At 67.1% G+C, this 12,537-nt stretch carries 10 protein-coding genes and 3 pseudogenes; 7 read left to right on the top strand and 6 right to left on the bottom strand.

Features of this window, described 5'->3' with window-relative positions:
- From A9W95_RS08555 to A9W95_RS08545, 3 genes and pseudogenes are all read left to right on the top strand, one after another.
- A pseudogene (locus A9W95_RS08555) lies at positions 1–531 on the top strand (precorrin-3B synthase); the annotation flags it as partial.
- A gap of 4 nt (positions 532–535) precedes the next feature.
- Complete coding sequence (locus tag A9W95_RS08550) at positions 536–1,162, top strand: precorrin-8X methylmutase (RefSeq protein WP_067410812.1); 627 nt, start codon at positions 536–538, stop codon at positions 1,160–1,162.
- On the top strand, positions 1,159–2,631 hold the full coding sequence (locus A9W95_RS08545; RefSeq protein ID WP_067410810.1) for a precorrin-2 C(20)-methyltransferase: 1,473 nt from the start codon (positions 1,159–1,161) through the stop codon (positions 2,629–2,631). The genes A9W95_RS08550 and A9W95_RS08545 overlap by 4 nt, the downstream gene beginning before the upstream one ends.
- Here the strand turns inward: A9W95_RS08545 and A9W95_RS08540 are convergent.
- A complete protein-coding gene (locus A9W95_RS08540; protein ID WP_067410807.1) occupies positions 2,628–4,151 on the bottom strand; it encodes a PPE family protein in 1,524 nt (507 codons plus the stop codon). The genes A9W95_RS08545 and A9W95_RS08540 overlap by 4 nt on opposite strands.
- Positions 4,152–4,262: 111 nt before the next feature.
- Between A9W95_RS08540 and A9W95_RS28205 the strand changes: the two are divergent.
- A pseudogene (locus tag A9W95_RS28205) lies at positions 4,263–4,907 on the top strand (DUF2275 domain-containing protein); the annotation flags it as partial.
- Positions 4,908–5,051: 144 nt separating this feature from the next.
- Positions 5,052–5,606, top strand: coding sequence for an RNA polymerase sigma factor SigC (gene sigC, locus A9W95_RS27830; protein WP_253851594.1), 555 nt, complete (start codon positions 5,052–5,054; stop codon positions 5,604–5,606).
- Here the strand turns inward: sigC and A9W95_RS08530 are convergent.
- From A9W95_RS08530 to A9W95_RS08515, 4 genes are read right to left on the bottom strand one after another with little or no spacing between them, the layout of a single operon-like run.
- Entirely contained in the window at positions 5,603–6,328 is a 726-nt protein-coding gene (locus A9W95_RS08530; RefSeq protein ID WP_067410805.1) for a cobalt-precorrin-6A reductase, read from the bottom strand. The two genes, sigC and A9W95_RS08530, sit on opposite strands and share 4 nt — an antisense overlap.
- Positions 6,328–7,083 (bottom strand): precorrin-4 C(11)-methyltransferase, encoded by a 756-nt coding sequence (gene cobM, locus A9W95_RS08525; protein WP_067410802.1) that lies wholly within the window; start codon positions 7,081–7,083, stop codon positions 6,328–6,330. Before cobM ends, A9W95_RS08530 begins: the two co-directional genes overlap by 1 nt.
- Positions 7,080–8,255 (bottom strand): bifunctional cobalt-precorrin-7 (C(5))-methyltransferase/cobalt-precorrin-6B (C(15))-methyltransferase, encoded by a 1,176-nt coding sequence (locus A9W95_RS08520; protein ID WP_067410800.1) that lies wholly within the window; start codon positions 8,253–8,255, stop codon positions 7,080–7,082. Before A9W95_RS08520 ends, cobM begins: the two co-directional genes overlap by 4 nt.
- Positions 8,252–9,001 (bottom strand): SDR family NAD(P)-dependent oxidoreductase, encoded by a 750-nt coding sequence (locus A9W95_RS08515; RefSeq protein WP_067410797.1) that lies wholly within the window; start codon positions 8,999–9,001, stop codon positions 8,252–8,254. Before A9W95_RS08515 ends, A9W95_RS08520 begins: the two co-directional genes overlap by 4 nt.
- Positions 9,002–9,036: 35 nt before the next feature.
- On the opposite strand from A9W95_RS08515, the gene A9W95_RS08510 reads away from it, so the two are divergent.
- Positions 9,037–9,444: a F420-dependent biliverdin reductase gene (locus tag A9W95_RS08510; protein ID WP_067410795.1), complete on the top strand. Its 408-nt coding sequence runs from the start codon at positions 9,037–9,039 to the stop codon at positions 9,442–9,444.
- An 82-nt stretch (positions 9,445–9,526) separates the two neighbouring features.
- Positions 9,527–10,492, top strand: coding sequence for a hypothetical protein (locus A9W95_RS08505; RefSeq protein WP_253851593.1), 966 nt, complete (start codon positions 9,527–9,529; stop codon positions 10,490–10,492).
- A 1,516-nt stretch (positions 10,493–12,008) separates the two neighbouring features.
- Here A9W95_RS08505 and A9W95_RS27480 read toward each other — a convergent pair.
- A pseudogene (locus A9W95_RS27480) lies at positions 12,009–12,537 on the bottom strand (hypothetical protein); the annotation flags it as partial.

Raw genomic sequence — 12,537 nt, 5'->3', positions numbered from 1 at the left:
GTCCGCGGAACAGCTTGGCGCATTACCGAATTGGCGGACGTCGACGACGTACTGCCGGGCGTGCGGCTCGGCGACGCCTTCGCACCCGTCACCAAGGGACCGGTCGGCTGGATACCACAGAATGACGGCCGAGTGGCCCTGGGCGCCGCCGTGCCGCTGGGCGTGCTGCCGGCCCGCGTCGCCGAGTTCCTGGCCGCCATCGAGGCACCGATGGTCATCACCCCCTGGCGATCGGTGCTGGTGTGCGATCTCGACGAAGCCGTCGCCGACGTCGCCTTACGGGTGCTGGCGCCGCTGGGCTTGGTGTTCGACGAGAACTCCCCGTGGTTGACCGTGAGCGCCTGCACCGGCAGCCCCGGTTGCGCGCACTCGGCGGCCGATGTGCGCTCGGACGCAGCACAGATGCTCGACGACGACTCCGGCGTGCACCGCCACTTCGTCGGTTGCGAACGCGCTTGCGGCAGCCCACTTGTTGGTGAAGTGCTGGTCGCCACCGGCGACGGTTACCGGGTGCTCAAGCATCTAGGGTGAGCGAGTGCTCGACTACATCCGCGATGCGGCGGAGATTTATCGGCAGTCATTCGCTGCCATTCGCGCCGAAGCCGACCTGGCCCGGTTTCCTGCCGATGTCGCGCGCGTGGTGGTGCGGTTGATTCACACCTGCGGACAGGTCGACGTCGCCGAACAGGTGGCCTATACCGACGACGTCGTCACGCGCGCCCACGACGCCCTGCGCGCCGGAGCCCCGGTGCTATGCGATTCGTCCATGGTGGCCGCCGGAATCACCGTCGCGCGACTGCCTGCCGACAACGAAGTGGTGTCGCTGGTCGCCGACCCGCGCGCGCCCGACCTCGCGGCCCGCACTCAGACCACCCGCTCGGCGGCCGGCGTAGACCTATGGGCCGACCGGCTGCCCGGCGCCGTTGTAGCCATCGGCAACGCCCCCACCGCGCTGTTCCGGCTGCTCGAGTTGCTCGACGAGGGTATTCACGCCCCCGCGGCGGTGCTGGGCGGGCCGGTCGGCTTCGTCGGGTCGGCGCAGTCCAAGCAGGAACTCATCGAGCGGCCACGCGGCATGTCATACCTGGTAGTGCGAGGACGCCGCGGTGGCAGCGCCATGGCCGCCGCGGCCGTCAACGCGATCGCGAACGACCGCGAATGACGCCCCGAGGCACGCTGTGGGGCGTCGGATTGGGACCCGGCGATCCAGAGTTGGTAACCGTCAAGGCCGCTCGGGTGATCGGTGAAGCCGACGTGGTGGCCTATCACAGCGCTCGGCACGGACGCAGCATCGCCCGCGGCATCGCCGAGCCGTACCTGCGGCCGGGCCAAATCGAGGAGCACCTCGTTTATCCGGTGACGACCGAGACCACGGATCATCCCGGCGGCTATGCGGGAGCTCTGGAAGATTTTTATGTCGAGGCGACGCAGCGCATCGCGACGCACTTGGCCGCCGGGCGCAACGTCGCCCTGCTGGCCGAAGGCGACCCGCTGTTCTACAGCTCCTACATGCACTTGCACACCCGGCTCACCGAGCGCTTCAACGCCGTCATCGTTCCGGGCGTGACGTCGGTCAGCGCCGCATCCGCGGCCATCGCGACGCCCCTGGTAGCTGGCGACGAGGTGTTGTCGGTGCTGCCGGGCACCTTGCCGGTGGCCGAGCTGACCCGCCGACTGGCCGACGCGGACGCCGCGGTGGTCCTCAAGCTAGGCCGGTCGTATCACAATGTGCGCGAGGCGCTTTCGGCGTCAGGACAGCTCGACCACGCGTTCTACGTGGAACGGGCAAGCACGCCGGGCCAGCGGGTGCTGCCCGCAGCGGACGTCGACGAGAGCAGCGTGCCGTACTTCTCACTGGCCATGCTGCCGGGCGGACGACGGCGCGGACAAACCGGCGGCAGCGTCGCGGTGGTGGGACTCGGACCGGGTGACCGGGACTGGATGACGCCGCAGAGTCGCCGCGAATTGGCCTGTGCCACAGATGTTATCGGTTACGGCACCTATCTCGATCGGGTTGCGCCGCGCGACGGGCAGCGCCGTCATCCCAGTGACAACACCGACGAACCCGCCCGCGCACGGCTGGCCTGCACCCTAGCCGAGCAAGGACACGCCGTCGCGGTGGTGTCGTCGGGCGACCCAGGGGTCTTCGCCATGGCCACCGCCGTGCTGGAAGAAGCCAAGCAATGGCCGGGCGTAGAGGTTCGGGTGATTCCGGCGATGACGGCGGCCCAAGCCGTCGCCAGCCGTGTGGGCGCACCGCTGGGCCACGACTACGCGGTGATCTCGCTGTCCGACCGGCTCAAGCCATGGGACGTGATCACCGCGCGCCTGTCCGCCGCCGCTGCCGCCGATCTGGTGCTGGCCATCTACAACCCGGCCTCCAAGACGCGGACCTGGCAGGTAGGCGCCATGCGAGATCTCCTGCTCGAGCATCGCGATCCCGGCACCCCGGTGGTCATCGGCCGCAATGTGTCGGGCCCTGATGAAGAAGTTCGTGTGGTGCGGTTGGCCGATCTCGATCCCGCCGACGTCGACATGCGCTGCCTGCTGCTCATCGGTTCATCCCAAACACAATGGCACACAACCGATTTCGGTGATCGGGTGTTCACCCCGAGGCGTTACCCAGGCTAGTCGTCAACCCAAGTGCTGGGCAGCATCGGCGTGGCTGGCGTATCGCTGAAGTCGTCACCGGCCAGCGTGATCAGGCCGGCTGCCTGCTCGGACCGAGCACCGTAGCGGGGCGCGGCCCCGGCGAAGCCGACCGGCCCAGCCCCCGTATCGGATGCCTCGACGGGTTCGGGGTCCAAGTATTCGTAGCGGTTGCCGTGCACTTTGGCGTCCGCGCCCATGCGCCGCCGGCGCCGAGCCCGGCCAGACGCCGCAGCCGCGGCGGCCGCCGGCGCCTCGACATCGTCGGGATTCGGCTCGGGAACCTTGTCGCGTGCTCGGCTGCTGGCGCTGCCCTTGGCCGACAGACCAGACAGACCAACCGCGTACAGAGAGTCGCCGATGCCGGCAGTCAATCCCGTCGAGTCGGTAGCCGTCGGGCCGAAACCGACACCGGGACCGCCGCCGGCCGGCCCGGCACCGACCGGGTTAGCGACGGTAGTCGCGCTCGGGGCGGGCGTCACATGGGTGTGGGTGACACCGGTGGGGACCACACCGGCGGGCCCGGGAACCGGCAGCGCGGCCGCCGGCGCCGCGGCGGCGGTAGCCAGCGGCGTGGCCACCGACAACGGGACGGCGACGCCGACCGCGGTCGCGGCCCCGGCGACTGCGGCGGTGCCGCCCGCGGCTGAAAGGACCGCGATCGCCGGCACGATGGCCAACTGGGCTAAGGCGATCGCCTGCTGGCCGAAGGGCCAGAAAATCATCAAGGTGTGGAAGATGGCCCAGCCGATCGCGGTGGCAAGCGCCGGCGACAGCCCCGGGATGTTGCCTAGGGCGGACGTGATGCCGTTGACGAACGGCACAGCGGGAATGGGCCAGCCGCCGGGGTTCAAGTCCTTCGATACCGGCCAGGCGAAGTTGGAGGTATAGCTCTTCAGCCACGCGGTGAGTTGGTCTTGCCACGACGTGGAGAGGTTGGCCAGCTGCTGGGTAGGTGAGGCGTCGGCGGATTTGGTAATCGGCGGCGCGGGTTGGGTGGTGGGCACGGCGGCCAGAGCCGACTCGGTAGCGGCCTGGTAGCCGGTCATCGTCTCGGCGGCTTGCACCCACATGCGCACGTAGTCGGCCTCGTTCAGCGCGATCGGGATGGTGTTGAGGCCAAAGAAGTTCGTGGCGACCAGCACCGCATGGATCGCGTGATTGGCGGCGAGCTCGGCCAGCGTGGGCATGCTGGCCAGTGCGACGGTGTAGGCGGTCGCGGCCGCCTCGTGCAGCGTTGCTGCCGCAGTGCTCTTCGCCGCACTGTCGAGCAACCAGGTGAGGTACGGACCGTGCGCGGCAACGTACTGTTCGGCGGTCGGGCCCGCCCACGTCCCGCCCTGCACCGCGCCGAGTACGCCCATCAGTTCGTCAGCCGCATCGGCGAACTCAGTGCTCAGCGATGACCATGCCGCCGCGGCACCCAGCAGCGACTCCGGCCCCGGCCCACTGCTCAGCGATGCTGAGTGCACTTCGGGCGGCAAGGCGAACCAAACCGTCATACGTCAGTGGTCGCGTCGGGGTCGCCGTTAGTTCCCTTCCTTCGTGTGAACGATCTGTGCATCCCGTAGGTGGTCTTTGCGCGCAGCCCGGTGGTGCGCGACGATGCAGGGATGCGGTGTGAGGTTGCGCGGGAAGAGCTGTCGGCGCGGTTGGACGGTGAGCGTCCGCAGCTGCTGGCGCAGCAGGTTGACGCCCACCTGGAATCGTGTCGCCGATGCCGTAGCTGGTTGATCAGTGCCGCGGCCCAGAGCCGCCGGTTCGCCACCGTCGACACGGGGCATGGGCCGGACTTAGTCGACAAGATCATGGCGTCCGCCAATGTTCCCTCGACGCCGTATCGCCGATCGTGGCGTCGGTCGGCTACCGGTTACTGGCGCTGGTGTTTGATCGCTGTCGGCGTTTTCCAGGTCGCCATCGCCGCCGCCCAGATCAGCGGCATCGACTTCGGCATCATGCCGCACCACATGCATGGCATGCATGGCGAAATGATGACCGGTGCGCATTTGCTGCACGAGTCCACGGCGTGGCTGTTGGCGTTGGGTCTGGCCATGATCGCGGCCGGCATCTGGACCGGCGCGGCGGTGGGCGTGGCCGCGATCGCCGGGGCCTACTCACTGGCTTTGGTGGCGTACGTGGCCTATGACGCGGTGAACGGCGAGGTGACCGTTGCCCGCATCGCCAGCCATGTGCCGGTGCTGGCCGGCATGGTGTTCGCTTTGCTGGTGGCGCGGGACCGGGCCCGCGGCGGCGCATCGCGTGCCGAGGATTCCAACGCTGACGCCCCCGCCGAACCGGCGTCGAGTTTGCGGGAACGGCGCCGGGGGCACTTGTGGCCTATCAACCGCACTACGACAGCCCGTCGTAAGTCGGGTCCGACGTCCCGTTTAAGGTGGATGCCCATGACCGCGTCCAGCGACGACGAGGCCGTCACCGCGCTCGCCCTGGCGGCCGCAGACGGGGACGCGCAGGCGCTCGAGGCGTTCATCAAAGCCACCCAGCAAGACGTGTGGCGCTTCGTGACTTACCTGTCGGACGCTAGCAGCGCCGACGATCTGACCCAAGAAACGTTCTTGCGGGCCATCGGGGCCATCCCCCGGTTCGCTGGACGCTCCAGCGCCCGAACGTGGCTGTTGGCCATCGCGCGTCGAGTCGTCGCCGATCACTTCCGACACGCCCAGTCGCGTCCGCGAACCGCGCACGGCGCCGACCCTGAACAAGTGCTCGCCGCCGACCGGCATTCGCGCGGTTTCGAAGACCTCGTTGAAGTGACGACCATGATCGCCCAATTGACCGCCGACCAGCGTGAAGCGCTGTTGCTCACCCAACTGCTGGGGCTGTCCTACGCCGACGCGGCCGCGGTGTGCGGTTGCCCAGTCGGCACCATCAGGTCTCGGGTCGCCCGGGCGCGGGATTCCTTGCTGGCCGAGTCCGACCGCGACGACCTGACCGGCTAATCCATCCCGGCGAGCCAGGCCAGCGCATCGTCGACCGTGCCGACCGTTCTGACTCCTTCCGGCAGTGGCGGACGGGCCACCATCAGGACCGCGATGCCGACCGCACGCGCCGCGTCCAACTTCGCGCGGGTCATGTCGCCACCGCTGTTCTTGGTGACCAGCGCGTCGATGCGGTACTCGTTGAGCAGGTGCAGTTCGTCGTCGTAGTGGTACGGGCCGCGCGAGAGCAGTAGTTGGTGCTCGCGGGGCAGTGATTCGGTGTCGGGCGCGGTGACCACGCGGATCAGAAACCAGGCGTCGCTGCCGGCGTAAGCGCGAACCGCTGAGCGGCCCGTGGTCAGAAAAATTCGTGAATAGCCCAAGCGTGCAATGGTTTCCGCTGCGTCGACATCTGATGCCACGACGGTGGCGTTAGCCGAGTCCCACGGCGGACGCGCCAGCACCAACAGCGGCAACTGCAGCTCAGCGCAGGCTTCGGCGGCGTGGGCGGTCATCGTCGCGGCGAACGGGTGCGTCGCGTCGACGACGGCGTCGATATGGTGCTCGCACAGCCAGTTCCGCAGGCCGGCCACACCGCCGAATCCACCGACCCGGACCGCGCCGGGCGGCAACGCCGGGTCGGGGACGCGACCAGCCAGCGAGCTGATGACGTCGACGCGCGGGTGCAGTGCTTTCGCCAGTGCGCGGCCTTCGGCGGTGCCGCCGAGCAGCAGCACCCGCATCAATGTGGACCTTGGCTGCGTCGCGCCGCCGAGTACAGGTAGCTGTCAGTGAAGCCCTCGGCGGCCAAAACCTCTCCGACGATGATGACCGCGGTTTTGGTGACGTTGGCTTGGTGCATTTGTTCGGCGATGTTGGCCAGGGTGCCGCGCAGCACGGTCTGCCGCGGCCAACTCGCGAACGCTACAACGGCACAGGGAGTTTCGGAACGATAGCGCCCCTGCTGCAGCTGCGCGACGATGGTGCCGATCTGCGCGGCGGCCAAGTGCAAGACCAGGGTGCCGCCGGATTGGGCGAGGGCGGCAAGGTCCTCACCGGGCGGCATGGCCGTCGACAGCGTGGCCACCCGGGTCAGCGTCACCGTCTGCGCCACCCCGGGCACGGTGAGTTCCCGTTTCAGACACGCGGCGGCCGCGGCGAAAGCCGGTACGCCCGGCACGATTTCGTAGTCGATCCCCAGCGCGTCGAGCCGGCGGCATTGCTCTGCCAACGCACTGTACAGCGACGGGTCACCCGAGTGCAGGCGGGCGACGTCATGGCCCGCGGCGTGGGCGTCGACCAGTTCTTCGATGATCTGCTGCAGCGTAAGTGGCCCAGTGTCAATCACTTTCGCGTCGGGCGGGCAATAGGCCAACAGATCGTCGGGCATGATGGACCCGGCGTACAGGCACACCGCGCAGCGCTGAAGTAGTCGTTGGCCGCGCACGGTGATCAGATCGGCCGCTCCCGGGCCCGCGCCGATGAAGTACACCGTCATTGCTTGGTCACCGCCCATTGGGTGACCGGGAATTGCGGACGCCAGCCGGTGAACCCGCCCAGCGGCTCGCCGTGATAGTGCTGGAACCGTCGCAGTTCGCCGCCGTGTTGGGAGAAAGCTTGGGCGACAACGGCTTCTGATTCGGCGGTGACTGCGTTGGTGACCAATCGACCGCCGGCGGGTAGGTGATCGAGGCAGCTGTCGAGCAGGCCGGCTTGGGTCAAGCCGCCGCCGATAAAGATCGCGGACGGCTGCAGCGCGCCGTCAAATGCGTCCGGCGCGGCACCGCGGGATTCGATACTGACGCCGAAGGCTGCGGTGTTGAGCCCGATGTTGAGGCGACGCTGCTCGTCGCGTTCGAATGTCACTGCGGTGCAGCCGCGCCAACTGCGGCACCATTCGACGGCGATGCTGCCCGAGCCCGCGCCGACGTCCCAGAGCCGCTCGCCGGGCCGCGGGGCCAACGCCGCCAGAGTGACTGCCCGGATCCCGTGTTTGGTGATCTGCCCGTCGTGACTGAAGGCGTCGTCGGGCAGCGACGCGATCCGTTCGTCGGGCAGGTAGCGCACGGCGATGACGTTGAGGTCGTCGACGTCGAGGTAGGCGTCGGTTGCCCATTGATGGGCGGTGCCGTGCCGGCAACGCTCCGCCGGGCCGCCGAGTTGCTCGCAGACGCTGAACTCGGAGTCGCCGCGACCGTGGGCGTTGAGCATCACCGCGAGCGCCTTGGGTGTGGTCCGGTCGCTGGACAGGACAATGGCCTGGCCGCCGCGCCGTACCGCGGTGCGCGGCAGGGCGGTCACCAGGCTGATCACCTCGGTGTCCTGCACGTTCCAGCCCATTCGGGCGCACGCCAACGTCACTGATGAGACGTGCGGGAGGATGGTGACGTTCTCGGCGCCGAAGAATCGGATCAGCGTGCCGCCGATGCCGTGCAGGAGCGGGTCACCGCTGGCGACGACATGAACGTCGTCGGCTCGGTCGGCCAGCAGGTCGGTGAGGGCAGGCAGCAACGGAGACGGCCATTGCCGGCGCTCTGCGGTGACGGTCTCATCGAGCAGGTCGAGTTGTCGGCGCGAGCCGAATACTGTTCGGGCGCGGCGTAATTCGGCTGCTGCTCGCGCGGAAATGCCGGCCATCCCGTCGGCGCCGAGGCCGACAACGACGATCATCTCGGCATCCTGCGCCAGATGAATTGCGGCAACAGCCGCATGGCGAAGAACACCGGTCGTAGCGCCCAGGGTATCCAGACGGTGCGGCGCCGCTTGGCCAGCGCGCGTGCGGTAGCGGCGGCGACTTGCTCGGGGGTGCTGGACAGCGGGGCGGGCGTCATTCCCTCGGTCATTCGGCCAATGACAAAACCCGGCCGAGCAATGAGCAAATGGACTCCGCTGCCGTGCAGTGCGTCGGCTAAGCCGTTGGCGAAGCCGTCCAAGCCGGCCTTGGCCGATCCGTAGACGTAGTTGGCGCGCCGCACCCTTACACCTGCCACCGAGGAGAACACCACCAGCGATCCTCGTCCGGCGGCGCGCATGGCGGTGGCAAGGTGAGTGAGCAAGCTGACTTGGGCGACGTAGTCGGTGTGCACGATCGCGATGGCGTGCTGGGCGTCCGCTTCGGCCCGGGCTTGGTCTCCGAGGATTCCGAAGGCCAGGACCGCGGTCTTGATGGGGCCGTACTCGGCGACGATCGAGCCGACCAGCGGGCCGTGGGAGGCAACGTCGTCGGCGTCGAATTCCCGGGTGTGTACGGCGGTGGCACCGGCCGCGTGGAGAGCGGCGCATTGCTCGGCGAGGTCGTGGGCTCTGCGGGCGGCCAACAGCACCGTCGCGCCCGCAGCCAGGCGCCGCGCGAGCTCAATGCCGATCTCGCTGCGGCCGCCGAAAATTACCACCGGACCAGCGCCCGTGTCATCCACGGCTGCGATTATGACCTGCGCTAGCGTGGAAGTTGATGGCGAATACCACTACGCGGCTCACCGACGACGCGTTGGCGTTTCTCTCCGAACGCCATTTGGCCATGCTGACTACCTTGCGCGCTGACGGATCGCCGCATGTGGTGGCGGTCGGCTTCACCTTTGACCCCAAGACCCACATCGCGCGAGTGATCACCACCGGGGGGTCGCAGAAGGCCGTCAACGCCGATCGCGGCGGGGTCGCCGTGCTGAGCCAGGTCGACGGCGCACGGTGGCTGTCGCTGGAGGGTCGCTCCGTCGTCAACAAAGACATCGACGCCGTCCGCGACGCCGAGCTGCGATACGCCCAGCGGTATCGCACTCCACGGGCCAATCCCCGGCGTGTGGTGATCGAGGTCCAGATCGAGCGGGTGTTGGGGTCCTCAACGTTGCTTGACCGCAGCTAGCGGCGGTCGGCGACTGAATTACCCCGCCGCGTGATTGGCGATACCATCGCCCAATGCTGGGAGCTGCTAGGGGTTGGCGCCGGTGAGCGGCGGCGACGACCAGCAGCTCAAGATCATCCTCGACCAGCTTTCGCAGCTGGTCGGAATGCCGCCGCCGCCGGCGATCACCCCAGACGGGCTGGCAACCGGCGGCTCGAGCATCAGCCAACTGCTGCGCGCGCTCGGCGCCGCGGCCAACGGCGGTGATCCGGCCGACAACGCCGAGGCGCAGGCGGGTTATGACGAGCGCGAGGCCAAGGTGGGCGATGCGTTGGCCAAGTTCCCGGCCAATGAGGAACAGGCTGCTGCGCAATTGGCCGGTGTCGGCGGCTCAGGTGAGATGGGCCAGATGCTGCAGCAGATGCCGCAGATGGCTGCCGGTATCGCGGGCGGGATTGCAGGCGCTCTCGGCGGGGCATTGCAGCCACTGAGCCAGATTCCGCAACAGCTCGCCCAGGCGGGCCAGCAGGCGTTGCAGACCGGGATGGGCATGTTGCAGCACGGCGCGGAGGGCGGCGAGGTCACGCCGGCGGAGTTGGCCGGTGAGGAATCCGAACTTGGCGCTGGCACAGGGGATTTCGGCGGCGGAGCGTCCGGGGTTTCCGGCGGTGGAGCTGGTGGCGGTACCGGAACGACGACACCGACTGCGCTTCTGGGGCCGCCGCCTACGCCGTCGGCGGGCACAGTTCCTGCGTCCTCGAATGCGTCGTCGGTTGCGCCGTCGAGCGCGCCGCAACCTCCGGCGGGGCCGCGCGGCGGCATGGGGGCGATGCCGATGGTGCCGCCCGGGGCCATGCATGGTGGCGGTGGGACCGCTGCTGAGGCGAAGCCGGACACCAAACGCATCGTGGCGCCGACGGTGAAGAATGGGGCGCCGGTGCAGGGACGGATTACCACTCCGCCGCCTGCGCCTGCGGTGGTGAAGCGGGTCGACGGCAAGCCGGTCGCGACGAGGCGGGTGCTATTGCCGGAGGACAAGCGGGGTGAGGGTGGGGATTCGAGTGGCTGAGATGGCTCATCGTCGTTCATGAACGGCGGCCGGTTATTGGGTCTTTCGTACTTCGCGCACTTCAACGCAACAAGGTGACAGCCGGGAAAAGACTGACTACCGCTTTTGCGGATCAGCGATACGATCCACCGCGTGTCGAATGTGCCACCGCCGCAGCCCTCCGCACCACCGTGGCCGCCGGCGGTACCGCCAAAACCAAGGCGATCACCGGGATGGTTGTCTGTACTGTCGCTGGCGATAGCACTCCTCGCCATTGGCGTCGGAATCGGCGCATGGTTTCGTCCGGCGGATACAGGTCAGCCTGCGTCTCAGCCGAAATATTCCACTGACCAAATATCGAAAGCGAAATCGGAGGTATGCGCTGCATACAGGAAAGTGCACCAAGCGGTTCGGTTAACATCGAGCAGGAGCGCAGACGATCCGATTGGACGCCTTGCGACCGCAACTAGCGGACGCCAGGCACTCGAGGTCGGTGCAGGCTACTTGCTCACAGCGCTTGATGAGCAGCCAGCAACGCCAGCAGACCTTGCAACGGCCGTTCGGAGGCTTGCTAGAACGTTTCAAGAGCTAACTCTTGATTACCTCGCTGAAGCGGACGATTCCCAATTAGATCCTCTCTTGCGGACCTCCGATCAAGAGTCGTCGGCGATCGAAGCTTATTGCAAATGACTGATTTTCCACCTGGCGAATGGTCCTATCTGCTTGTCGGTGATGAGTGGCCCGACGGAAAAGACCTGGAAATCCTGGCCGGCGCCAGAGCTAATCGAGGCAGCATTGAAACTCAGATGGTGCGACTTTCCGATGCGTTGCGATCAGCAAGAACCTGTCAACTCAGCGAACAATCTGGGTATACCGCTGAAGATCTCCGGAAAGCGTTTTCTCGAGGCGAAGGATATGCCCTCGGTGTAGCGGAGAAGAATCGCGTTAAGAAGGACGCCTACGACAGTGCTTACAATAGCGTACTAAGCCTCCGGCACGATCTTACTAACCTCGCGGAGGATGGGAATTGCGAGATAGAGCGAATAAAAATATCAAAAGAACCACCCGAAACAAAGATTGCGCAGATCGTCGCCCTTATACACCATTACCGAGCGCTAGCCAGTCTGGCCGCGGCAAAGTATGGCGGCAACGTGCTAGAGGCAATACAGCGCGTTCTTGACGCAGAGACTGGTGGACAGTCTGCCCGTCAGTTCGCTCAGTCAACCGGAATCGATGTCGGTCGCTTATTTCGACGATCGGACCGGCCGGGGATGGAAGAGGAAGTGGGGAGACGGCTCAATGCGCCGCCGGGGGCAGCGGCGGGCATAACAGGTGCAAATCTCGACACGGCATCGGGTGGGACTTCATACCCCTCCACTACTTCTCCTTCCCCATCAAGCACTGTCATCGGACACGGCTCGATACAAAGCAGCACACTTAGAACCGACGGCGTTTTTCGACAATCAGAGCCGCAGCTTTCGCCCGCCAGCCCCGGATCCCGAGCCCAGATTGTTAATAACAATCTGAAGGTTCCTAGTTATCCGGATCGGACAGCAGTTATTAGCGCCCCACCGCCCACTGCGTCAGCGAGAACGCAGCTCGCAACGCCTGCCATTTCACCGCCACACTTGCCGGCCTCCACTCCGACGCCTTCCACTCCCGCCACCACCGGCGCCCACCTACCCCCCGCCGCTTGAACGGGTGACGAGCTGGGCAGTGAGGGTGCGGTGGTTGTGGTGGGCGGCCGCAGGTCGGCGCCGTATGTCGGCAGTGGCGTTGAGCTCGCGGGCGCAGCGAAGCCCGGGTTAGGTGCGACCGGGCTGGTGACTATGGGTGCGGCCGCGGGTTCCGGGTGCGGGACCTGCGGAGCAGGGGAGTCGACGACCGGGGCGTGCACCACCGGGTTTACGACTGCAGCGGGAGTGGTCGGTGACGTGTGTGTCACTTGCTCGGTGGGAGTGATCGGATGCGGCACCGAGTTGGGCGGGGCCGAGAACGGCGCACCGGAATCCATGCCCTTGTTGAAGCTCTGCACGAGTTCGGCGGGGGTGGCAGTTGGGGGGAGG

Origin of the sequence: Mycobacterium sp. 1423905.2 (assembly GCF_001673155.1) — a bacterium.
Classification (GTDB): Bacteria; Actinomycetota; Actinomycetes; order Mycobacteriales; family Mycobacteriaceae; genus Mycobacterium.
This window is presented reverse-complemented; position numbering and strand designations above follow the sequence as displayed.

Coding starts and splice junctions, on each gene's coding strand:
- A9W95_RS08510 (WP_067410795.1), top strand. CDS start 9,037: ATGGCGAATACCACTACGCGGCTCACCGACGACGCGTTGGCGTTTCTC.
- A9W95_RS08520 (WP_067410800.1), bottom strand. CDS start 8,255: ATGATCGTCGTTGTCGGCCTCGGCGCCGACGGGATGGCCGGCATTTCC.
- sigC (WP_253851594.1), top strand. CDS start 5,052: ATGACCGCGTCCAGCGACGACGAGGCCGTCACCGCGCTCGCCCTGGCG.
- cobM (WP_067410802.1), bottom strand. CDS start 7,083: ATGACGGTGTACTTCATCGGCGCGGGCCCGGGAGCGGCCGATCTGATC.
- A9W95_RS08530 (WP_067410805.1), bottom strand. CDS start 6,328: ATGCGGGTGCTGCTGCTCGGCGGCACCGCCGAAGGCCGCGCACTGGCG.
- A9W95_RS08540 (WP_067410807.1), bottom strand. CDS start 4,151: ATGACGGTTTGGTTCGCCTTGCCGCCCGAAGTGCACTCAGCATCGCTG.
- A9W95_RS08545 (WP_067410810.1), top strand. CDS start 1,159: ATGACGCCCCGAGGCACGCTGTGGGGCGTCGGATTGGGACCCGGCGAT.